General features: G+C 59.4%; 22 protein-coding genes and 1 pseudogene. 6 read left to right on the top strand and 17 right to left on the bottom strand.

Features of this window, described 5'->3' with window-relative positions:
- Both BW686_RS12755 and BW686_RS12750 read left to right on the top strand, forming a co-directional pair.
- Positions 1–551, top strand: a 551-nt coding sequence (locus tag BW686_RS12755; protein ID WP_179149255.1) for an HNH/ENDO VII family nuclease, incomplete at its 5' end; no start/stop codon positions are given.
- Positions 551–1,012, top strand: a complete 462-nt coding sequence (locus BW686_RS12750) for an SMI1/KNR4 family protein (RefSeq protein ID WP_084917148.1) — start codon at positions 551–553, stop codon at positions 1,010–1,012. The genes BW686_RS12755 and BW686_RS12750, both read left to right, overlap by 1 nt.
- A gap of 517 nt (positions 1,013–1,529) precedes the next feature.
- Here the strand turns inward: BW686_RS12750 and phnP are convergent.
- From phnP to BW686_RS27530, 15 genes and pseudogenes are all read right to left on the bottom strand, one after another.
- Positions 1,530–2,279, bottom strand: a complete 750-nt coding sequence (phnP, locus tag BW686_RS12745; RefSeq protein WP_084917146.1) for a phosphonate metabolism protein PhnP — start codon at positions 2,277–2,279, stop codon at positions 1,530–1,532.
- Positions 2,270–2,836, bottom strand: coding sequence for a phosphonate metabolism protein/1,5-bisphosphokinase (PRPP-forming) PhnN (gene phnN, locus BW686_RS12740; RefSeq protein WP_084917144.1), 567 nt, complete (start codon positions 2,834–2,836; stop codon positions 2,270–2,272). Before phnN ends, phnP begins: the two co-directional genes overlap by 10 nt.
- Positions 2,836–3,981: an alpha-D-ribose 1-methylphosphonate 5-triphosphate diphosphatase gene (locus BW686_RS12735; RefSeq protein ID WP_084917141.1), complete on the bottom strand. Its 1,146-nt coding sequence runs from the start codon at positions 3,979–3,981 to the stop codon at positions 2,836–2,838. The genes phnN and BW686_RS12735 overlap by 1 nt, the downstream gene beginning before the upstream one ends.
- Complete coding sequence (phnL, locus tag BW686_RS12730) at positions 3,975–4,691, bottom strand: phosphonate C-P lyase system protein PhnL (RefSeq protein ID WP_084917138.1); 717 nt, start codon at positions 4,689–4,691, stop codon at positions 3,975–3,977. The genes BW686_RS12735 and phnL overlap by 7 nt, the downstream gene beginning before the upstream one ends.
- Before the next feature lie 32 nt (positions 4,692–4,723).
- Entirely contained in the window at positions 4,724–5,545 is an 822-nt protein-coding gene (gene phnK, locus BW686_RS12725; RefSeq protein WP_084917136.1) for a phosphonate C-P lyase system protein PhnK, read from the bottom strand.
- Positions 5,542–6,414, bottom strand: a complete 873-nt coding sequence (locus BW686_RS12720) for an alpha-D-ribose 1-methylphosphonate 5-phosphate C-P-lyase PhnJ (protein WP_084917133.1) — start codon at positions 6,412–6,414, stop codon at positions 5,542–5,544. The genes phnK and BW686_RS12720 overlap by 4 nt, the downstream gene beginning before the upstream one ends.
- Positions 6,411–7,490, bottom strand: coding sequence for a carbon-phosphorus lyase complex subunit PhnI (locus BW686_RS12715; RefSeq protein ID WP_084917130.1), 1,080 nt, complete (start codon positions 7,488–7,490; stop codon positions 6,411–6,413). Before BW686_RS12715 ends, BW686_RS12720 begins: the two co-directional genes overlap by 4 nt.
- Positions 7,490–8,086 (bottom strand): phosphonate C-P lyase system protein PhnH, encoded by a 597-nt coding sequence (phnH, locus tag BW686_RS12710; protein WP_084917128.1) that lies wholly within the window; start codon positions 8,084–8,086, stop codon positions 7,490–7,492. The genes BW686_RS12715 and phnH overlap by 1 nt, the downstream gene beginning before the upstream one ends.
- On the bottom strand, positions 8,086–8,550 hold the full coding sequence (gene phnG / locus BW686_RS12705; protein WP_084917125.1) for a phosphonate C-P lyase system protein PhnG: 465 nt from the start codon (positions 8,548–8,550) through the stop codon (positions 8,086–8,088). The genes phnH and phnG overlap by 1 nt, the downstream gene beginning before the upstream one ends.
- A 14-nt stretch (positions 8,551–8,564) precedes the next feature.
- Positions 8,565–9,296: a phosphonate metabolism transcriptional regulator PhnF gene (phnF, locus tag BW686_RS12700; RefSeq protein ID WP_084917122.1), complete on the bottom strand. Its 732-nt coding sequence runs from the start codon at positions 9,294–9,296 to the stop codon at positions 8,565–8,567.
- A 37-nt stretch (positions 9,297–9,333) separates the two neighbouring features.
- Positions 9,334–10,122 carry a phosphonate ABC transporter, permease protein PhnE gene (gene phnE, locus BW686_RS12695; RefSeq protein WP_084917120.1) on the bottom strand — a complete coding sequence of 263 codons (789 nt, stop codon included), beginning with the start codon at positions 10,120–10,122 and terminating at the stop codon, positions 9,334–9,336.
- A 26-nt stretch (positions 10,123–10,148) separates the two neighbouring features.
- Positions 10,149–11,156 carry a phosphonate ABC transporter substrate-binding protein gene (gene phnD / locus BW686_RS12690; RefSeq protein ID WP_084917118.1) on the bottom strand — a complete coding sequence of 336 codons (1,008 nt, stop codon included), beginning with the start codon at positions 11,154–11,156 and terminating at the stop codon, positions 10,149–10,151.
- Between the two features lie 52 nt (positions 11,157–11,208).
- Positions 11,209–12,042 carry a phosphonate ABC transporter ATP-binding protein gene (phnC, locus tag BW686_RS12685; protein ID WP_084917116.1) on the bottom strand — a complete coding sequence of 278 codons (834 nt, stop codon included), beginning with the start codon at positions 12,040–12,042 and terminating at the stop codon, positions 11,209–11,211.
- A gap of 243 nt (positions 12,043–12,285) precedes the next feature.
- Positions 12,286–13,050 carry a methyl-accepting chemotaxis protein gene (locus BW686_RS27535; RefSeq protein ID WP_373271019.1) on the bottom strand — a complete coding sequence of 255 codons (765 nt, stop codon included), beginning with the start codon at positions 13,048–13,050 and terminating at the stop codon, positions 12,286–12,288.
- 90 nt (positions 13,051–13,140) lie between these two features.
- A pseudogene (locus BW686_RS27530) lies at positions 13,141–14,175 on the bottom strand (HAMP domain-containing protein); the annotation flags it as partial.
- Positions 14,176–14,509: 334 nt separating this feature from the next.
- Here BW686_RS27530 and BW686_RS12675 point away from each other — a divergent pair.
- The 3 genes from BW686_RS12675 to BW686_RS12665 all read left to right on the top strand — a co-directional run bounded on the left by BW686_RS12675 (position 14,510) and on the right by BW686_RS12665 (position 18,011).
- Positions 14,510–15,337 (top strand): HDOD domain-containing protein, encoded by an 828-nt coding sequence (locus BW686_RS12675; RefSeq protein WP_084917114.1) that lies wholly within the window; start codon positions 14,510–14,512, stop codon positions 15,335–15,337.
- 183 nt (positions 15,338–15,520) lie between these two features.
- On the top strand, positions 15,521–17,494 hold the full coding sequence (locus BW686_RS12670; RefSeq protein WP_084917113.1) for a DNA topoisomerase III: 1,974 nt from the start codon (positions 15,521–15,523) through the stop codon (positions 17,492–17,494).
- A gap of 118 nt (positions 17,495–17,612) precedes the next feature.
- Positions 17,613–18,011, top strand: a complete 399-nt coding sequence (locus BW686_RS12665; RefSeq protein ID WP_084917112.1) for a RidA family protein — start codon at positions 17,613–17,615, stop codon at positions 18,009–18,011.
- Between the two features lie 8 nt (positions 18,012–18,019).
- Here the strand turns inward: BW686_RS12665 and BW686_RS12660 are convergent, their stop codons facing one another.
- Positions 18,020–18,325 carry a DUF6482 family protein gene (locus BW686_RS12660; RefSeq protein ID WP_084917111.1) on the bottom strand — a complete coding sequence of 102 codons (306 nt, stop codon included), beginning with the start codon at positions 18,323–18,325 and terminating at the stop codon, positions 18,020–18,022.
- 213 nt (positions 18,326–18,538) lie between these two features.
- Here BW686_RS12660 and BW686_RS12655 point away from each other — a divergent pair, with 213 nt between their 5' ends.
- The gene (locus BW686_RS12655) at positions 18,539–18,910 is read left to right on the top strand and encodes a PH domain-containing protein (RefSeq protein WP_084917110.1); all 372 of its coding nucleotides are present in this window, start codon (positions 18,539–18,541) and stop codon (positions 18,908–18,910) included.
- 53 nt (positions 18,911–18,963) lie between these two features.
- On the opposite strand, the gene BW686_RS12650 is transcribed toward BW686_RS12655, so the two are convergent.
- Positions 18,964–20,760: a methyl-accepting chemotaxis protein gene (locus BW686_RS12650; RefSeq protein ID WP_084917109.1), complete on the bottom strand. Its 1,797-nt coding sequence runs from the start codon at positions 20,758–20,760 to the stop codon at positions 18,964–18,966.
- Positions 20,761–20,869 lie beyond the last annotated feature (109 nt).

Below are 20,869 nucleotides of genomic sequence, written 5' to 3'. Positions count from 1 at the left end.
ACAAGCAAATTGCAGGTTGGTTGGCTCGTAATGAGCAGAAGCTGCTGGCTCATCCTGAGTTGCGAATGAACGATCCGGTACCGCTCAGAAAACAAGAGTCGCCTTTAATCGATGAGCCTCACAGAGAGCCGATCAGAAATCCGAAGCCTGAGAACCCAATTGAGTCAACCCCAGTCCCCAAAAGAAAATTCTGGTCTAAACCTCCGATAGAATTTAAAGGCAACAGAGTCTTTCAACGTAACGATCTTTTTGATCCAGAGTTGATGACGACCTGGAGAGAGCGTGGGAGACTGGTGCGGGGTACTAACTTAGAGCGCATGGCAAGTGGACGGGCGCCCATTGGCATCGATGGCGAGTCAATCAACCTGCATCATATGATACAAACTCAAAACGGAGCCATCGCAGAGCTGACTCAAACATTTCATCAAAAATACGGTTCCGTCATACATATCAATCCGAATACAATACCCTCCGGAATAGATCGACCATTGTTTAATCAGTGGAAGAATGATTACTGGCGCTATCGCGCAGAAACTTACGAGGCCCCATAATGACCAATTTGACAGCATCTGATGTTGAAAGCCTTATTAAAGCACATGAAGACGTGGCGGCATTTGGAACAGCTGACGACGCTGTCTCGGACGAGTGGATCAAGAAAGCTGAACAGCGTTTGGGCCACCCACTTCCTGATTCTTATAAATGGTTCCTGCGTCATTACGCTGGGGGAGAGGTAGGCACTGAAGAGATCTATAGCATTTACGGAATGGATTTTGATGATATCAATGGAGGGGACATTGTCTTCCAGCACATTAACGGCCTGAAAAACAAATCAACAACGCCGGAAAAAGTGGTCATCAGCAAAACTGACCTGGGTGAGATTTTCTTTTTTAACTACGACACTTATAAAAACAACGAATGCCAGATTTTCTTGAAAATACCGTCTGGGAAAACTATTTTATACGCAGAGAATTTCTATGAATACCTTGCCAAAAGAATAACCGCCCACTCATAGATCACTGTTAAAGCGGCTCCCTGCCTCATCAAGAGCAAGAGCCGCTTAAAGCCCTTGGAAAACGGAATCACACAACACCCTTAAAAATAGCCAGCGCCGAACTTTAATAGCCCTAACACCAAACTCGGCAGCATGATTAAAAAATAAATCATCCGCCTGTGAAGTAACCATGAAATGTATAATGACGGCATACAGACAGACACAACACCACGCTATTGATGAACGTGTAAAATGTGAACCTACTGACGCTTTGCAAGCTAGCGCAGAAGAAAATGGACCGTCTATTGAGCCACCGATCAAGGAACAGGCCACAGCAAAATAATGACACCACACCAACTCGCTATTCTAGCCAAGCAGTTCACAAACAAATCATTCGAACTGGCCATCGAAAACAGCTAACTGATTTAGACTCGGGACCATAACTTTTACGGCCCCTCTGCCTTAGCTTTCTTGAATTAACGCTATCAGCCTAATCGTTACGGCCAATCGGCGACCCGTTTTTGCGCTTGTATTTGCATTACAGCGACATGCCGTCCCGGCCTATCAAAACATGATCTGGCAGCCGCTGCGTCGACTCCATCAACCACGCATCCAGCGTATGGCCAATGTGCGTCAACACCGCCTTGCCCGGTCGCAGTTGGTCAATGGTTTCCAGTGCCAGGGTCAGGTCATTGTGATTTCGCGGCGGTTGGGGGTGTGGGGGCATGGAGCAGTCGAGGATCAGCACGTCCAACGGCTGGCGTTGCAGAAACTCGCAGGTCGCGTCGGGCAGGCCGACGGTGTCGGTCAGGTACGCCACGCGTTGCCCGTCGCCTTCGAACAGGTAACCAAAGGTGGGCTTTGAGTGCGTCAGCGGCAGCGCTGTAACCTTCAACGCGCCTAAGGCGCGGGTTTCGAAGGCGGCAAACGGCTGGCTGAAGTCAAGAATGCCGGGGTGTTTGTAGAGGTCGGCCAGGCCTTCCGGGTCCGCCGGGCCGTGAACCGGAATGATCAAGCCGTGACCCCAGCGAAGATGCAGCAAGCCCTGCGCATGGTCGGCGTGGTAGTGGGTCTGCAGAATACCGCTCAGGCTGTGCGGCGGAAAACGCTCGGTGAGGTCAGTCAGGCCGGTGTCGATCAACCAGCGCTGGTCGGCACATTCGATCAGCGCGCTACAGGGCAAGCGTCGCAGGTCATGATTGGCCCGCGCTGCCAGGCACGCCACGCACCGGCAACCGTAAACCGGCACCTGGCGCGCATCACCGGTGCCCAGCAGCGTCAGGCGCATGCGTGACGCTTGTCCAGCAAGCCGATCAGGGTGGCGACGGTCTGTTGCAGATCGCCGGAGTTGTCCAGCGGAAACACCTGCGGACTGGTGGCCAGCAGGTCACCGGTAAAGCGCGTATTGCGCTCCAGCCGTTCCTCGATCTCCGGGAGGGTTTCGCGATTGCGCGCCAGCAGGCGCTGACGCAACACGTCCTGCTTGACCGTCAGCAACACGGCCAGCAGGTTCGGATAGCGCATTTGCGCCTTTTGCAGGTGCGCCCGGGAACCGTTGATCAGCACGTCATGGCCTTCCAGCAGCCATTGATCGATCTCGATGGGAATCCCGTAGTGCAGGCCATTGGCTTGCCAGCTCAACGCGAACGAACCCCGCTCACGCATCTGCTCGAACTGTTCGACAGTCACCGCCTGCGCCGCCTCGCCCACCGCTTCGGCGGAGCGTGTGATTACCCGTCGAACCACCCGGCAACCGCGTCGCGCCAGGGTTTCCCGGGCAGCATCCAGCAGGCTGTCCTTGCCTGAACCGGATGGCCCGATGAGATAGATCAACCTGCCAACCATCAAAACACCCTCTTGCCTTGTCGCCAGACCTTGTCGATAACCGGCAGGTTTCCATGAGTGCGCGCCTTAATCAGATCGGCGCGCAGACCGACACGAATTTCACCGCGATCCGCCAGCCCGGCTGCATTGGCCGGGGTGCGGCTGACCATGTTGACCGCCTGCGGCAAGTCGCACGCATTGTCTTGCTCGGCCAGCATGAATGCCGCCTGCAGAAGACTGGCCGGATAATAATCGCTGGAAAGAATGTCCAGCAGCCCTTCCCTCGCCAGCGACGCTGCCGCCACGTTACCGGAGTGCGAGCCGCCACGCACGATGTTCGGCGCACCCATCAACACACTCATGCCCAGTTGGCGACAGCCTTTGGCCGCTTCCAGAGTGGTCGGAAACTCGGCGATGTTCATGCCATACCCCGCCGATTCCTCGACGTGAGCCATCGTCGCGTCATCGTGGCTGGCAATCGACAGCCCGCGCGCCAGGCACAGCTCGACGATGGCGCGGCGGTAACGGTCAGCATATTCGATGGAATTGGCAACCTGATCGATGATGAAGCCATCCATTTCCTCATGAGTCATGTGGTATTTGCCCATGTAGTATTCACGGTACTTGGACTCCAGCGCGAACTGGCGCTGACCGGGTGCGTGGTCCATCACCGACACCAGTTGCACCAGCGGCTGGCCCACCAGATCGCGAAACACACTCAGGGTGTCGGGATGGCTGACCTCGCAACGCAGGTGCAGCAAGTGCTCGGCGCGGGTCAGCCCTGCGGCACTGGCGTCGGCAATAGCCTTCAGCATCGAGGGCAATTGCTGCATGCGCTTGCCCTTGGGATTGATGTCACCAATCGACAGCGCGTCGAAGACCGTGGTGATACCTGCGGCGACGATTTGCGCATCATGACTGATTACGGCCGACATCGACGGCCAGTCGACGCCGGGACGCGGTGCCAGGTGCTTTTCCAGGTTATCGGTGTGCAATTCCACCAGGCCCGGCAGCAGAAAATCCCCGTGCAGGTCCTGGGCCTGACTCAATTGGCTGAGCCCTGTCTGTACATCGGCAATCAGGCCATCACGGACCACGACCGTGCCGGTGAACACCTGCTCGGCAGTCACCACGCGGGCGTTACTGAAAATCTGTTCGTTCAGCATTGCAGCAACTCCTTGGCGGTGAGGTCCACCGGGGTCATGTCGAGTTGACGGTTGGCGACCGATTCACGAGCGTCTCGGTCATGAAAGATGCCAATCAAAGCCGCGCCGGCCTGTTTGGCCTCACTGATCAGTGCGAGTACAACCTGACGGTTGGCGTCATCCAGCGAAGCGGTTGGCTCGTCGAGTAACAGCACTGGCCAGGGCACCATGAACGCCCGGGCAATGTTGATACGTTGTTGCTCGCCGCCAGAGAACGTACTGGGCGCCAGCGGCCACAAGCGCTGGGGGATGTTCAGACGGGTCAGTAGCGCTTGCGCACGCTCCTGCGCCTGCTCGCGGGACCAGCCTCGCGACAGTGCAGGCTCCATCAACACATCCAGGCTGGAGACACGCGGGATGACCCGCAGAAACTGGCTGACGTAGCCCAGCGTCTTGCGGCGCACCTCCAGCACCTGGCGCGGTGTGGCGCCGACCAGCTCGACCTGTCCGCCCTCGTGCTGCACACGAATACTCCCGGCAGCGGGCAGGTAATTGCCGTACAAGGTGCGCAGCAGCGTGCTTTTGCCCGCGCCGGACTGCCCGCTGAGCACCAGGCATTCGCCACTGCGCACCGAGAAGTTGAGGCCACGCAACACATTCAGGACCACGCCGTTGTGCTGATGCAGGGTGAAGGTTTTCGACAGGTCGCGGACCTCGATCAATGTGCTCATCGGGTTCACCTCTTCTACAGGGAATGGGCGGTTCATGGCTGCAGTACCGAAGACACCAGCAGTTGCGAATACGGATGCTGCGGGTCATCGAGGATCTGATCGGTGAGCCCGCTTTCCACCACTTCCGAACGGCGCATCACCATCAATCGATCCGCCAGCAACCGCGCGACCGCCAGGTCATGGGTGACGATGACCACCGCCAGGTCCAGCTCCCGAACCAGCCCGCGCAACAGGTCGAGCAAGCGCGCCTGCACCGACACGTCCAGCCCGCCGGTAGGTTCGTCCATGAACACCAGCCTCGGGCTGGAGACCAGATTGCGGGCAATTTGCAGGCGCTGCTGCATGCCACCGGAGAACGTGCGCGGCAGGTCATCGACACGTTGCGGATCGATTTCCACCTGGGTCAGCCAGTCCACCGCCGCGCCGCGCAATTGCTGATAATTGCGCACGCCCTGAGCCATCAGGCGCTCGCCGATGTTGGCCCCGGCCGACACGCCCATGCGCAAACCATCGCGCGGGTTCTGCTCGACAAACCCCCACTCGGTGCGCAGTAATGTGCGACGCTGCGCCTCGCTGGCGCTGTACAGGTCGAGCCAGTCGCCCTGTTTGCCGCGATACCCGATGCTGCCGCGATCCGGCGGGCAGCGCCCGCTCAGCAGCGACAGCAAGGTGGACTTGCCTGAGCCGGACTCGCCAACGATACCCAGCACCTCGCCGGGATACAGGTCAAAACTGACGTCCTGACAGCCCTTCTGCACACCGTACAGGCGGGTCAGCCCGCGGACCTTGAGCAGCGGCTGCGCAGGTTCGGCCTGGCGCTCACCCTCGGGACTCAATGAAAGAGCGCTGATCATCGGGCGTTCTCCTGCTGTTTGACGCGCTGGGCGCAGTAATCGGTGTCGGAACAGACAAAGCTCTGGGTGCCCGCGTCATCGAGAATCAGTTCGTCGAGGAAGGAATCGTGGCTACCGCAGATGGCGCAACACTGTTCCCAACGCTGCACTTCAAACGGGTGGTCTTCAAAGTCCAGACTCACCACCTGCGTAAACGGCGGTACGGCGTACAGGCGTTTCTCACGTCCGGCCCCGAACAGCATCAACGCCGGGCTCATGTGCAGCTTGGGGTTGTCGAATTTCGGAATCGGCGACGGGTCCATCACGTACCGCTCATCGACCATCACCGGGTAGGCGTAACTGGTGGCGATGTGGCCAAAGGTGGCGATGTCTTCGTAGAGTTTGACGTGCATGACGCCGTAATCATCCAGCGCATGCATGGTGCGGGTCTCGGTTTCCGAGGGCTCGATGAAACGCAACGGCTCGGGAATCGGCACCTGAAACACCAGAATCTGATCGGCGTGCAGGAGTGTTTCCGGAATCCGGTGGCGGGTCTGGATCACGGTGGCTTCCGGGGTGCGCTCGGTGGTGGCAATGCCCGCCGTGCGAGCGAAAAATCGCCTGATGGACACCGCATTGGTGGTGTCGTCAGCGCCCTGATCAATTACCTTGAGCACGTCATCGTCGCCGAGAATGGTGGCCGTCAATTGCATACCACCGGTGCCCCAACCATAAGGCAGCGGCATTTCGCGCCCGCCAAACGGCACCTGATAACCGGGGATCGCCACCGCCTTAAGCAGCCCACGCCGAATCATGCGTTTGGTCTGCTCGTCCAGATAAGCGAAGTTGTACGCCTCGTCTCGTGCAGGTCGTTGCTGTGTGGTGCTCATTGGTCGTTCTCCCCGTTCGGGCCGGATTTGCGCAACTTGCGGATCAGCTCCAGTTCGGACTGGAAATCCACGTAATGCGGCAGTTTCAGGTGCGAGACAAAGCCTGCGGCTTCAACGTTGTCGCAATGCGCCAGGACAAACTCTTCCTGCTGGGCGGGCGAGCGGATTTCTTCGTTGAACTCCTCGGCGCGCAATGAACGGTCCACCAGCGCCATGCCCATCGCCTTGCGCTCTGCATTGCCGAATGCCAGGCCATAACCCCGGGTAAATTGCGCCGGTTCGCTGGCCGAGCCGACAAACTGATTAACCATCTCGCACTCGGTGATGTCGATCTCGCCGATCAGGATCGGAAAGCCCAGCTCTTCGGGCTCGATCCAGACATCGACCGCGCCGATGCGGATTTCCCCGGCGAACGGGTGATTGCGGCCGTAGCCGCGCTGGGTGGAATACCCCAAGGCCAGCAGAAAACCTTCATCGCCCCGCGCCAGGGCCTGTAAACGCTGGGCACGGCTGGCGGGATATTCAAGCGGTTCGCGGGTAATGTCCGCCACGCGCTCGCCGTCATCGACTTCAGGCTTCATCAACCCTTCTTTGGCCAGCAAACCCAGCACACGCGGGCAAGGCTCTAGCGTGGCTTGCGGGTCGACGTTCGGCTGAGGATGCTCGCCTTCGGCCAGCAAGGTGAAATCCAGCAGGCGATGGGTGTAATCAAAGGTCGGCCCCAGCAATTGACCGCCCGGCAGGTCCTTGAAGGTGGCTGACAAGCGTCGGTTGAGCTGCATGTTCGAGGTGTCGATGGGCAGGCTGGCGCAGAAGCGCGTCAGGGTCGTGCGGTAGGCACGCAGCAGAAAAATCGCTTCAACCAGGTCCCCGGCCGACTGCTTGATCGCCAGCGCGGCCAGTTGCGGGTCGTACAGCGAGCCTTCGCTCATGACCCGCGCAACCGCGAGTGGCAACTGCTGAAGGACCTGCGCGACATCAAGCTCGGCAGTGTCTGTATCGCCACGGCGCCTGTTGGCCAGCAGACGGTGGGCGTTATCGATGGCCTGTTCGCCACCCTTGACGGCTACGTACATCAGACACACTCCTTCACGCGCGTACTGCGTGGCAGGCCGAGCATCTGGTTGCCCGACAGAAAGAACATATCCAGCCCGCACGGGAATTCGTTACGCGAGTCACGCGCGGCCCAGAACCCGTCGTCCAGCGGCAAGGTCACGCGGTTTTGTCGCTCGATGCCAGGGCCTGTGCAGCTCATTGACCGCCCGCCTTCGAGGCTCGGCAACTGGATCAGCAAGGTGCAGGACTGATCCGGGTAGCGGTCATTGCCAATATCGAAACCGTCGAGGTCCTGAGCCGCCGTCGCATCGAGCAGCGCAAAGCGGGCAGCTTGTCGCTCCGCCACCATCGGGCTGCCGCAATGAAAGGCGATATTGGCGCGGATCGCCGGCGTGTCGAATGCGGGCGCAAGCCAGACAGGCGTGTCCAGGTCCAGTAATGCCAGGCACAGCGCATGGGTCGCGCTGTCCAGCCCTTGCAACGCCGGGGGCTGATGCGGGGCTGGCAGGGCCTGAATCACACCGGGACCGGCCAGCGCTTTGAGCGCCACCCGGAAACTGCGTTGGGCGTCCAGTACAGGATCGGTGAAAGCAGGTTGCAGAAGAGCGGCGTTCATCAGTCTTCTCCTCGGACCAGGGTAAAGAATTCCACTTTGGTCGCAGCGGTTTCAGCATCCTTGCGTTCACGGCGCACGGCTTGCGCCTGCGCCAGCGGTTCGATCAGTTCGGTCAGCCACCAGGCCTGCTGTGCGCCCTGCAGATGCGCGTCAGCCAGAGCGGCCAGTTCGGCGTGGCGCTTGTCGCGCCCGGCCAGGTAGCTGTAACCGGTGCGACCGTCAGCCAGACGGACCACACAACGCGTGACGCTCATCTCACCCAGATTGAAAGCCGAACCGGTGCCGCCCATACGGCCGCGTACCAGCGTCATGCCGATCTCGGGCGCGCGGATCATCTGGTATTCGGTGTCACGCAGCGCCGCTTCATGAAGGTTCAACTGCGCGCGGCTCGGTTCATCGACATGGGCGCGAGCCAGTACGCTCATCCAGCGCTGACGCGCCGCTGTTTCGGGAGTTGTCTGCATGGCACACCTCGGTGTCAGGTCGTCTTGATAGGGGTCGCTAAAGGCGTCGTTACTTGGTACTGGAAGCGGTCGGCGCGGCTGACCGAGCGGGACAGCTCCACCGGCTGCCCGGACGCATCGCAGGACACGGTCAACACCGTCAGCGCAGGCATGTGCCGGGGCATCAACAGCCATCCGGCTTCTTCTCGGGACGGCAGTCGCGCGCCAATCAGGCTTTGCACACGACGCAACGGCAGCTCGCGCTCGGCCAGGTACTGACGCACCGAGCCACTGCGGTAATCGGCCAGCAACCCGCTGTACCGGGCGCTGTAGCGGTGAAAGATCAGGCTGACCGCCTGACCGTCCAGCTTGCGCAAGGTCTGTAGCTCGATCAGCGGCGCCTGCTCTTCCAGCCCCAGGTGCAACGCGTCTTCAGCGCTGGCCAGGCATTCGCGGCGCTGCAACAGAATCGCCTCTACCCCCAGCCCTTGCGCCGACCATGACTTGCTGTAGGCGCTGTCGGCCTGCATCGGATAAATCAACGGGCGCTCCAGCACTTGAGTGCCCTTGCCCTGACGGCGCAATACGCTGCCCTCGCGCACCAGTTCATCCACCGCACGGCGGATGGTGTGGCGGTTGACGCTGAAGCGCTCGGCCAGTTGAAACTCGGCGGGCAGAAAGTCGCCAGGCTGATAACGGGCCAGTTCCTCGCGCAACGTGTTGGCAAGTTCGCGGTACATCGGACCAGCTTGTCTAGACAACTGCATGGTTAAAAAAAGTGTTCATCGGAACACCCCTCTTCAGTCAGATGAATTGCTTGCGCAGGCGCTGCGACATGATGTCGATCACGCTCACCACAACAATGATGACCAGCAGCACGGCGCTGGTCTGGACGAACGCAAAGGCACGGATGTTTTCCCAGAGAATCACCCCGATGCCCCCTGCCCCGACCATACCTACCACGGTAGCCGAACGCACGTTCGATTCGAAACGGTAGAGAGCATAGGAGATCCACAGCGGCATGACCTGCGGAATCACACCGTAGATCACTTCCTGCAACGCGCTGGCCCCGGTGGCGCGAACGCCTTCGACCGGGCCGGGTTCTATCGCCTCGACGGCCTCGGCAAACAGTTTGGCCAGTACGCCGGTGGTGCTGATCCACAGCGCCAGCACCCCGGCGAACGGTCCGAGCCCTACGGCCACCACGAACAACATGGCAAAGACCATTTCGTTGATCGAGCGAAACGCGTCCATGCAGCGCCGTATCGGCAAATGCACCCACCACGGGGTAATGTTCTCGGCGCAGAGAATGCCCAGCGGGATCGAGCAGACTATCGCCAGCGCCGTGCCCCAGAGGGCGATCTGGATCGTTATCAGCATTTCCTTGAGGTAACTGCGCCACTCGCGGAAGTCGGGCGGGAAGAAATCCGAGGCGAAGGTCGCCATGTTCGACGAATCGCGCACCAGCGCCATCGGATTCATTTCCGCGCCCTGCCAGGCCCAGGTCAGCGCGACCAGTAACAGCCCCCAGCCCAGATAACGAGACCAGTTGTGCTTGCCCGCGACCTGCGCGTATGCAACTTGAACGGTCATGACGACCTCCTGTTGGCAGCCTGATATCAGCCTGCGGTACTGGCTGCGGTTTTCTGGTTCAACTCGGTGATGCGTTCCTGCAACTTGCTCAGGCTGGCGTCAATGTCCTTGAGGCGACTCGCTTTCTCCTGGGCGTCCAGTGTGGTGCTGGCCGCCACTTCAGTGCGCTGTTTGAACAGTTCGAGTTGGCGAATCGGCAGTAACTGGTCATCGCTGGACGTGAGGAACTTGCCCAGTTGCATGTTCTTGAGAACGGCTTTCTCTTCGTCGGTATTGCCGTAGCTGGCGAAGAACTCACGAATCTTTGCCTTGTTTTCGTCCGACAGTGCTTTGCTCCAGACCATTGGGTCAGCCGGAATGAGCGGCGACTTCCAGATCACCTTGAGTTCCTTGACCTTGTCCGGCTGAGTCACGGCCAGGCGATCCCAGCTTTCGGTGTTGAAAGTCGCGACATCGAGCTGGCCCTTGGCGACGCTCAGAGCATTGACTTCATGGCTGGAATTCAACGTGCGCTTGAACGCGGTCGAGGCATCCACGTGGTTCTTGGCGAACACGTAATAGCCGGGCACCAGATACCCCGAAGTGGAGTTCGGGTCGCCGTTGCCGAAGGTCAGGTTCTTGGCGTTCTTGAGCATGTCTTCGACCGAGTTGATCGGGCTGTCCTTGCGCACGATCAACAGGCTCCAGTAGCCCGGCGCGCCATCGGCGGCCGAGGTCTGAGCGAAGATTTCACCGTTGGATCGATCCACCGCTTCCAGCGCGGCCTTGTTGCCTAACCAGGCCACATCGACCTTGTTGAAGCGCATGCCCTGGATCAGACCGGCATAGTCGGAAGCGAAGGTGGCATTGACCTTGAGGCCGGTTTTTTTAGTCATGTCATCGAGAAACGGCTGCCAGATACTTTTCAGGTTCTGCGACGACTCGGTGGACATGATGCCGAAGTTGATGACTTTCTCGTCTGCGTGGGCCGTGCCCAAGGCGCAGGCAGTCAGCAAGGCGGCAGACGCAAGAACGCGACCGATACGGTTTAACATGCAAGCTCTCCAGATAATGAGTTGATGCAACGGCGATGGACAGTGAAAACCGTCAGACTTTGGCCAGCGCCAGACGCGGCTTTTGGCGGACGCGACGGCTTCGTTCGGTGATCATCAGGCTGGCATCCTCATCTGCGCCGTACAGGTCGTTGAGGAACTGCTTGCTGAGGTCTTGTGCAAGGCCGTCGTAGTGAATGCGCCCGCCCTTCAGGGCCACGGCACGCGGGCAGTAGCGCACGGCATAATCGACCTGATGCAACGTGACCACGACCGTCTTGCCATCGCGGCGATTGATGTCGGCGAGAATTTCCATGACCCGGCGGGCCGATTCGGGGTCGAGCGAGGCAATCGGTTCGTCAGCCAGAATGACTTCAGCGCGCTGGGTCAGCGCCCGGGCGATGGCGACACGTTGTTGCTGGCCGCCTGACAGGGTCGAAGCGCGCTGGCTGGCAAGATCCGCCAGCCCTACCCGATCCAGCGCGGCCAGCGCACGCTGTTTTTCCTCGCGGTTGAACAGCGCCAGGCTGCCACGCCAGCGCGGCATGCGGCCCAGGCAACCAAGCAATACGTTGTCCAGTACGCTGAGGCGGTTGACCAGATTGAACTGCTGGAAGATGTAACCGATGTCGGCGCGCAGACGCCGCACCTGGCTGTTCAGACGACCCGAGGCCTGAACCTCGCGGCCCAACACCTGAACATGGCCTCCATTGCCACGATCACAACAGGCAAGGCCTGCAAGATGGCGCAACAAGGTTGACTTGCCGGAGCCGGATGCCCCAATCAGAGCAACCATTTCACCCGGTTGTATAGACAAGGCGAGGTCCACGAGGGCACTTTTATGCGAGAACGTCTTGTTCAGGCCTTCGACATGAATTGCTGCATTCATGAGGCTTCTCGGTCTTTTCACGGCCCGGAACAGGTCGCGTTCGGTTATCAGCCAGACTGAGCGCGTGGTGTTGCAGCCTCATGAACCGCGAATGACGAGGGAATAACAGTTCATCGCAGATGTTGTTGCAATGCGAACATGGGATTGTTGTCTGCCTGACGGAATGGCGCGACGAGGGGCGTCACTGTCGTGCCGACGCTCTGCGCCCACCCCGACTCCGGAGACGGGCGCAGAGGCGCATGATCAGATCCTGAAGCTGCCCACCAGTTGCTGCAGTCGGCCGGCCTGTTCTTCCAGGGAGTTGCAGGCTTCCAGGGTCTGGCGCAGGTTGTCCACGCCCAACTGGTTGAGGGTGTTGATATGGGTGATGTCGACGTTGATCGACTCCACCACCGACGTCTGCTCTTCCGTGGCAGCGGCCACCGACTGGTTCATGCCGTTGATTTCTTCGATACGGCGCGTCACGCTGCCCAGACGCTCACCGGCCAGGTTGGCGATACCGACGCTGTCCTCGCTCTGACGCTGGCTTTCGGTCATGTTGATGACCGCTTCGCGGGCACCGACCTGCAGCTCTTCGATCATCTTCTGCACTTGCTGCGCCGAATCCTGTGTGCGGTGTGCCAGGTTGCGCACCTCGTCCGCCACAACCGCAAAACCACGGCCTGCTTCACCGGCACGCGCCGCTTCAATGGCTGCGTTGAGCGCCAACAGGTTGGTCTGCTGGGAAATACTGGTGATCACTTCAAGAATTTGCCCGATGTTGGCCGTCTTGCCGTTCAGGCTCTCGATGTTCACACAAGACTCGCTGATCTTGCCGGACAGCTCGTTCATCGCCTTGATGGTTTGCTGCACCACGCTCTGACCATCGCTGGCCAGCCCGCTGGCATCGCTGGACTGCTGCGACGTGCGCGCGGCATTCTGGGCGATTTCCTGTGCTGCGGCACCCAGTTCATTGATGGCGGCAGCCACGCTTTCAGTGCGGTGGGCCTGCTGGTCGGAGTTGCCCATCGACGCGTTGGAGACCTTGACCACCCGCGTGGCGACCTCGCCCAGTTGTGCTGCGGTAGAGGCCACTTCACGAATCGAGGCGTGAATACGCTCGACGAAATGGTTGAAGGATTCAGCCAGTGCGCCGAATTCATCCTGAGACGTAATGGCCAGACGCTTGGTCAGATCACCCTCCCCGTCAGCGATGTCCCGCATCGCACGGCCCATCTGGTGCAGCGGCTGCATCAGCACACGAATCAACAACCCCAGCAACAGGATGATCACCACCACAACCACCACCATCGCGGTGATGGCCGAGGTACGGAACTCGGACAGCATCGCGTAGGCCGTGTCCTGCTCCAGCACCAGCGCCACGTACCAGTTGGCAGACGATACGCCCTGTACCGGCGTGAACGAGATGATTTCCGGCTCATTGCCGGAGTCGATTTCGGTGACGCCAGTGGTGATTTTCGGTGTGTTGACCGGGTAGGCTTCGCTGATGTTCTTGAGGACCAGCTTGCTGTCCGGGTGTACCAGAATCTTGCCTTCGGCACTGACCAGAAACGCATACCCGTGGCCGCCAAAGTTCAGCGAGTTGATGATCTTGGTAACGTTATCCAGCGAGATGTCAGCACCGGCAACACCGACGAACTGGTTCTGGAACTTGACCGGCGTCGCCATGGTCATGACCAGCTTGCCGGAGGACGCTGCGATGTAAGGCTCGGTTACGATGGTGCCCGATGCATTCTGGGCCGCCTTGTACCAGCCGCGCGCACGCGGGTCATAGTCGGCAGGACGATTGGCCGACGGCACCGAAAACATCACGCCCTCGGTACTGCCAAAGTAGCTGAGCTGGAAGTTGTCGCTGTAGGTCGGCAGACCGATTGCGCGCTGCAATTGTGGCAACGCTTTGCCGTCCGCAGCGATTTGCTGGGACATCGACTGCAGCAACTGAATGCGGCTTTCCAGCCAGGTCTGAATATTCTGTGTGGTCAATGTGCCCAGCTGTTGCAGCTCGGACTTGACACTGGACTTGAGCGACTGACGTTGTCGGTAGTCATTGATGACAATGAACGCGCTGAACGCAACCACCACGATCAGCGCGGCAGCGAGCAGGATTTTTTTGCTGAAACCCAGACTTTTCATAGCAGTTACTTCCACGGCAAAAAACCAATTAGGACGATCTCTGGATCGTCAATCAAACGTCACCACCGCACCGTCTTTCCAACGGAGCAACTAAAGGCCGTTCAGCAACCACAGTCGACACGCCGGTGGACTGTCCGAAAAACATCAGACAGCGCCGAGCATCGACACTTAACGGAATCGCTTGTGTCGTCATATCGGCAGCGACCGAGGAGTCCTTGATTATTTTTTAATGCCGCCGTGAGATGCCTGTCCCACAATCGATGGCAAAACGTGCAGAGCGTTAAAAACTGGCTATGGTTGAAATCATCCCCGCCTTGCAGAGGATGGCCTAGCCATGTTGAGTATCGAAAAGCTGTTTGACGATTTGCACAGTCTCCCCAGTATTCCAAAAGTGGCTCAGGACCTTATGCTGCAATTCGATAACCCCTCCTCCAACCTGGAAAGCATCGCCCGCAATATCGAGAAGGACCCGGTGATCGCAGCCAAAGTGCTGCGGCTGGCCAACTCGGCGCGGTTTCGGGGTTCGCGGGAATCTTCAAGTATTGAAGACGCGGCGATGCGCCTGGGTTTCAATACCCTGCGCACCCTGGTCATGGCCTCGGCGGTCACTGGCGCGTTCAAGGCCGGACCGAGTTTCGACCTCAAGGGGTTCTGGCTCAAAAGCTTTCAGGTGGCCGGGATCTGCCGGATGCTGGCGAAACAGACGCGCGTGGACCTTGAAATTGCCTTCACCTGCGGGGTCATGCACAACATCGGCGAGCTGCTGATCCAGACCGGCGCCCCCGAGGTGGCGGAGCGCCTGAACAACGCCGCCAAGGCCGGGACGCCGGGACGCGCAGCCGGCGAAACATTGCAGTTGGGGTTCAGCTACCCGGAAGTCGGCGCTGAACTGGCCCGTCGCTGGCGTCTGCCGCTGGTTATCCATCAGGCCATCACCTATCAGGCCACCCCCCTCAAGGCGCCGGCTGACGCAACCTTGCCAAGGATCGTTGCTCAGGCGATTACCATTTCAGACGCACTGGAAGCCCACGACGGTGCTACGCCAGAAGCGCAAAAAGCGTCCGGCGGACCCTTGATGGAAGGCATTGACCTGGACGCGCTGTTTGCGGGGCTACCCGCTGTGCTGGAAGCAGACAAGGCGTTTTCGGAGCTGCTCAATTAGGCGATATGGCGCACTCGTGAAACGCCTGAAGCGTCTCCCGCCAATGGCGCTGTCATGCCCCGGACTCTCCGCATGACAGCGCCGCCGACACATTTATCTGTATATCCATACAGATAAAACTTGCTCCACACGCCCTCAACGTCCATTCTTGCAGCCTCACACCGGTAATCGACGACGGTAGTCATGCGGCTGTTTCTCTGCGAAAAACCTTCCCAGGCCAAAGACATTGCGGCTGCGCTTGGCGCTACCCGGCGTGGCGATGGCTGCTGGGTGGGAGCCAGTGCCACCGTGACCTGGTGCATCGGCCACTTGCTGGAAACCGCACCGCCCGACGCTTATGACGCGCGTTACAAACGCTGGGTGCTGGAAGACCTGCCCATTGTTCCGGAAAAATGGAAAATGCTGGTCAAGCCCAGAACCGCCAGCCAGTTCAAGGCCGTCAAGCGGCTGCTGGGCGAGGCGCAGGAACTGGTCATTGCCACCGATGCTGACCGGGAAGGTGAAATGATCGCCCGTGAACTGGTCGAGCACTGCCGCTACCGCGGGCCGATCCAGCGTCTCTGGCTGTCGGCGCTGGATGACGCCTCGATCCGCAAGGCATTGGCATCACTCAAGCCCGGTGCCGACACTTTCAGCCTGTATCACTCGGCGCTGGGGCGATCCCGCGCCGACTGGCTGATCGGCATGAACATGAGCCGTTTGTTCACACTGCTGGGTCGGCAATCCGGCTATCAGGGCGTGTTACCCGTCGGGCGTGTGCAGACCCCGACCTTGCGCCTGGTGGTGGACCGCGATCGCAGCATTGCTGATTTCGTGCCCGCGCCATTCTGGGCCATCGACGTCAAACTGCTGCACGACGATCAGGCGTTTATCGCCCAATGGCGCGCGCCGTCCGATGCGTGTGACGACCAGGATCGCTGCCTGAACCAGCCGCTGGCGCAACAGGCCGCCGACGCCATGCGCAACGCGTCCAGCGCTCAGCTCGTCAAGCTGCGCACCGAACGGATTCGCGAAGCGGCGCCTTTGCCTTTCGATCTGGGCACCTTGCAGGAAATCTGCTCGAAAAAGCTTGGGCTGGGCGCCCAGGAAACCCTCGACATTGCCCAGGCGCTCTATGAAACCCACAAGGTCATCACTTACCCGCGCAGCGATTGCGGCTTTCTGCCGAACAGCCAGCATGGCGAAGCCGCGAGCATTATTGCCGCGCTGGGCAAGGCTGACCCGGCGTTGGCCAGCCTGCTGCCGCACCTTGACCCGAGCCGTCGCTCACGTGCCTGGAACGATGCGAAGGTCACGGCCCACCACGGGATCATTCCCACGGCCGCGGTTCGCGGGGTCGAACGACTGACCGGCAAGCCCCGAGCGGTGTATACCCTGATCAGGGCACGCTATCTGGCGCAGTTCCTGCCCAACCACGAATATGACCGCACTCAGGCCGACTTCGATTGTGCAGGCCATGCGCTGCGGGCGGTCGGCAAGCAGATTGTCGAGCCTGGCTGGAAGCGTGCCATGCCAGAGGCGCTGGCCCCGGCCAAAGGCCGCGAAGCGCCCGCGCCGCAGCCACTGCCCACACTGTTTCAAGACTGCGAGTGCGCGGTGGCCGAGGTCATCCTCAAGGATCTCTGGACCCAGCCGCCCAAGCCTTTCACGGAGGGCGACCTGATCAAGGCGATGAAGAACGTCGCCAAACTGGTGGAAGATCCGCTGCTCAAGCAAAAACTGAAAGACACCACCGGCATCGGCACCGAAGCCACCCGTGCCGGGATCATTCAGGGTCTGCTGGACCGTGGCTATCTGACCAAACAGGGCAAGGCGCTGTGCGCCACACCGGCAGCGTTCAGCCTGATCGATGCGGTGCCTCGTGCCATCGCCGACCCCGGCACTACGGCAATCTGGGAACAGGCGCTGGACATGGTGCAAAGCGGCGAAATGAGCCTGGAAGAATTCGTTGCCAAGCAGGCGGCCTGGATGAGCAGGCAGGTCAGCCGCTGCGTCGGCATGCGCATGACCATCAGCGGCCCGGCCAACCCGGCGGGCGTCGCGCCGCCCTGGAAGAAAAAACGCAAGACCGCCAAGCGCAGTACGGCAGCTTCCACGGCACCTGCTGGCGCGGCCAAAAAGCCACGGCGTGTTGCCAAACCTGCCGCAAAAGGTTGAGATCACGCCGGGCATGAACGCGCAGCACCTGATCGGGCATTGCGCACTCATCAGATGCCAGGACAACCCGTTACACAGTCATCAGTACAAACCAAGGCGTTACACACAGGTGTTATCTATGTCAGATCGCGAAATCATCGTCCCGTCCACTATGCAGTCGATCATGGACCGCGCAGGCTATGCCCCCGCAGTAAGGGTGGGCGATACGCTCTACTGCGCCGGACAGGTGGGGCGTACACGGGACATGGAAGTCATCCTCAACCCGGAGGCGCAGTTTGTCGCCTGCTGGGAGAATCTGCGCACGGTCCTGGCCGAGGGCGGCTGCACGTTCGATGACATCGTCGACATGACCACCTACCACGTTGCCATGAGCGAACACATGCCGGTGTTTCGTGACGTGAAAAACCGCATCTTTCCGCGCGGGCAATGTGCCTGGACCTGTATAGGCGTCGCAGAACTGGCACACCCCGGCCTGTTGCTGGAGATCAAATGCATCGCGGTCAGACGTGCAGCCTGACTCCGCGATCAGAGGCTCGAGCGCAGCGGGATCTCATGACGCGAGGACTCAGGCTGAACGCTGTCCAGGCCTACCATCTCATCGTGGGCAACAGCCTGAGTCATGAACAGCTTTACGTCGGAGACAGAAGAAAGCACCTTGCGCGCCTCTTCTACCGAGGCAACGTGCAGGGTTTTGCCTGTCGAATCCTGTACCGGGACAGACTTGCCATCCACCAGGGCGTGGAGTACATAGGAGCCGCCTTCCATGGAAATCAGGTCGAGTTCGCGAACCTTGTCGTCTTTCACATGCTTTGTCAGGTCTTGAATGTTCAAAGGTCACACCTCCGTGGCGTTCTGGAAATCAGCGCCGTATAGAAGTTGAGCCTGTCCCCGCGCGAACGTTCCGTTGTTTCGGCTGCGCACAGCGTAATCACCGCCTGCAATCGTTGCGTGACACCTTCAGCGCAATGTTATGGTGAGCCACCACCGGGCGCGTGAACTGCGCAGGTTGTAGACCCGTTCGAATGACCATTCAAGGACAGACAAATGATTGACTTCAACAACAAGGGCTTCTTCAAACTCAAGCAGAATGACGAGTATGCAGACCGGGTCAAGGACCTGTTACTTGACGGCGAAGAGGTGATCGACGCCTATAAATCCATGCGCGACGGCGTGGTATTTACAACCAAACGCATCATTTCGGTCAATGTGCAGGGCCTGACCGGCAGCAAGAAAGACTTCACGTCACTGCCGTACAAAAACATCGTGGCATGGTCAGTTGAAACATCAGGCACCTTTGACCTGGACTCTGAGCTGGAAATCTACTTCTCGGCTATCGGCAAGGTGAAATTCGAATTCACCGGCAAGACGTCGGTGGTCCAGATATCCAGGTACATCTCCCAGCACCTGCTGGGCTAACAGCGATCTCGAGCCTGCGCCCTGCGCGCAGGCTTGTCTGCCGGCGCGACCCGTTACTTGCCCAATAACAGCGCCGCGTCGAAGCCCATCCGCATGTTGCCCCAATGGCGACCCTCGAAAAAGAACGGCACATCGATTTCAGTCATGATCTCGCCGGTATCACGCAGGTAAGTCTGTAACAGGAAGCGTTGTTTGTTACCGGCGGCACGCAGCCCTATCGGGTCGGAGAACATCCGCTTGTTGCGGCACACAGGCAGATCGACTTCACGGTTGCCGGTCGGTTTTTGCGACACCCAACTGTTGTTGACCGGGCAATAACCTTTGCTGTCCACGATAAACGTCACCTTTCCGCCTCGGGTGCCTTTGGTCAGCTTGTCGCATTCTTCCTGGCAGACTTGCGCGAAACGCTCGGTGTAGCTGGTCATGTACTGTTTGGGGTCGGTGCCGGGGATCAGTTTGTAGTTCTGATCGAACAGGTTGACGCCCTGCTTGTGCAGCTCAGCCAGGCGCACCTGCAGAATGTCACGGCACTGGCTGGCCCTGGTGATCGCAGCATCCAGCTCGCCGTGCCCGAGCACGAATCGTCCCAACAGGCTCTGGACCTGCTCGGCCACGCCGGACAGATCACGGGTCGCCGTGGCGGAGTGCTGCATGCGTTGATCAATGGCCTGGCTGTCGGAATAGATCCGCGTGACCCGTTCGTTGATCCCGGTGTTGGTGGTCGCAAACTGCTGAATATGCGTAGCGATGTCAGCCAGCTTGTCATTCGTGGATTCGAAATCGCCGATCATGCTCTCGAAATGACCGGAAGCGCGCTCCACCACCATCTGGGTTTCGCGGGCGCTGTGACTGATTTGAATGGTCTGCTCGTGGGTGGAACTGACTTCCTGAAGCATCGCGTCGATATTACGAGAGATGTCTTCGGTCGCTTTACTGACGTTCTGTGCCAGGGTGCGAACCTCGTCGGCCACCACCGCAAAGCCCCGACCGCTTTCCCCGGCGCGCGCTGCTTCAATGGCGGCATTGAGCGCCAGCAGGTTGGTCTGTGCGGAAATCTGCTGGATCAGGCCGACGATGGATTTGATGCTCGATGAGCGCTCGTTCAACCCCGATACCAGCGTACCGAACTCGTTGAGGCTGCTGGATATCTGACTGATATTGCCGGTCACCTCCAGCAGCTCGGCGTATGAATCCCGCGCCATGCTCAGGTTTTGTGCCGTGGTGCTGGAAATACCCTGGGTCTGCTGTGAGACGTCTTCAATGCTGCCCACCGCCATGTTGCTCTGGTCCATGACCTCTCGGGCGAAACGTGCCTGATCAGTGGCGCTGTCGCTGGAGTCACTGATGTTTTTCAGCGAACGGGCCGATTCGACGGCGATCTGTACGGTAAGCCCCTGGATACTGCTGATCACCTCACGCTGCTTGGCCAGAAAGCGATTACAGGTACTGGCCAATACGCGGATTTCATCATGAGTCAGCAACGGCAGGTCTTTTGACAGATCGCCCTCCCCGCTGGCGACTTCTTCAAGCGCACGCGTCATGGAAATGACTGGCCGGACGATCAAGTGCCGGAAGTACCAGACCATGAAGCTGACCATCACCAGCGTGAACAGCGTACTCAGCAAAATGGCATTGCTCAGGAGGTCAAGCCGGCTCTGGACCTGGCTCAGCACAGTGGCGTCCAGTTGTGCAGTGTGCAACTGCTGCATGATGCCGTCGCGAATGTTCAACGCCACCCAGTACAACAGCGCACTCACCAGGACCAGCAGAAAAAGGCTTGATAGCTTTTTGGTCAGTGTGTTGAAAAACTGCTTTTCAACTGACTCGTATAAAGCCTTTAACATCTGCATATCGCTGCTCCAAGGGTGCAAGGTGATTCACGTGCGAGGGTTAACGTCAGTCGCTGCCAAAGCTTTAATGCATGAAACGTCAGTCAGACAGGCTGCGGCGCTGACTGCG

Source organism: Pseudomonas syringae, from assembly GCF_002157375.1.
Lineage (GTDB): Bacteria > Pseudomonadota > Gammaproteobacteria > Pseudomonadales > Pseudomonadaceae > Aquipseudomonas > Aquipseudomonas syringae_T.
The sequence above is the reverse complement of the archived record's forward strand: the minus strand, read 5'-3'. Positions and strand labels throughout refer to the sequence as shown.

Excerpts from the sequence above, each read along its gene's own strand:
- BW686_RS12670 (WP_084917113.1), top strand. The coding sequence starts at position 15,521 with ATGCGGCTGTTTCTCTGCGAAAAACCTTCCCAGGCCAAAGACATTGCG.
- BW686_RS12665 (WP_084917112.1), top strand. The coding sequence starts at position 17,613 with ATGTCAGATCGCGAAATCATCGTCCCGTCCACTATGCAGTCGATCATG.
- BW686_RS12720 (WP_084917133.1), bottom strand. The coding sequence starts at position 6,414 with ATGAGCACCACACAGCAACGACCTGCACGAGACGAGGCGTACAACTTC.
- phnD (WP_084917118.1), bottom strand. The coding sequence starts at position 11,156 with ATGTTAAACCGTATCGGTCGCGTTCTTGCGTCTGCCGCCTTGCTGACT.
- BW686_RS12750 (WP_084917148.1), top strand. The coding sequence starts at position 551 with ATGACCAATTTGACAGCATCTGATGTTGAAAGCCTTATTAAAGCACAT.
- BW686_RS27535 (WP_373271019.1), bottom strand. The coding sequence starts at position 13,050 with ATGGGCAACTCCGACCAGCAGGCCCACCGCACTGAAAGCGTGGCTGCC.
- phnP (WP_084917146.1), bottom strand. The coding sequence starts at position 2,279 with ATGCGCCTGACGCTGCTGGGCACCGGTGATGCGCGCCAGGTGCCGGTT.
- phnL (WP_084917138.1), bottom strand. The coding sequence starts at position 4,691 with ATGAGCACATTGATCGAGGTCCGCGACCTGTCGAAAACCTTCACCCTG.
- BW686_RS12650 (WP_084917109.1), bottom strand. The coding sequence starts at position 20,760 with ATGCAGATGTTAAAGGCTTTATACGAGTCAGTTGAAAAGCAGTTTTTC.
- phnC (WP_084917116.1), bottom strand. The coding sequence starts at position 12,042 with ATGAATGCAGCAATTCATGTCGAAGGCCTGAACAAGACGTTCTCGCAT.
- BW686_RS12735 (WP_084917141.1), bottom strand. The coding sequence starts at position 3,981 with ATGCTGAACGAACAGATTTTCAGTAACGCCCGCGTGGTGACTGCCGAG.
- BW686_RS12675 (WP_084917114.1), top strand. The coding sequence starts at position 14,510 with ATGTTGAGTATCGAAAAGCTGTTTGACGATTTGCACAGTCTCCCCAGT.
- phnG (WP_084917125.1), bottom strand. The coding sequence starts at position 8,550 with ATGCAGACAACTCCCGAAACAGCGGCGCGTCAGCGCTGGATGAGCGTA.
- phnK (WP_084917136.1), bottom strand. The coding sequence starts at position 5,545 with ATGATCAGCGCTCTTTCATTGAGTCCCGAGGGTGAGCGCCAGGCCGAA.
- BW686_RS12655 (WP_084917110.1), top strand. The coding sequence starts at position 18,539 with ATGATTGACTTCAACAACAAGGGCTTCTTCAAACTCAAGCAGAATGAC.
- phnN (WP_084917144.1), bottom strand. The coding sequence starts at position 2,836 with ATGGTTGGCAGGTTGATCTATCTCATCGGGCCATCCGGTTCAGGCAAG.
- BW686_RS12715 (WP_084917130.1), bottom strand. The coding sequence starts at position 7,490 with ATGTACGTAGCCGTCAAGGGTGGCGAACAGGCCATCGATAACGCCCAC.
- phnE (WP_084917120.1), bottom strand. The coding sequence starts at position 10,122 with ATGACCGTTCAAGTTGCATACGCGCAGGTCGCGGGCAAGCACAACTGG.
- phnF (WP_084917122.1), bottom strand. The coding sequence starts at position 9,296 with ATGCAGTTGTCTAGACAAGCTGGTCCGATGTACCGCGAACTTGCCAAC.
- phnH (WP_084917128.1), bottom strand. The coding sequence starts at position 8,086 with ATGAACGCCGCTCTTCTGCAACCTGCTTTCACCGATCCTGTACTGGAC.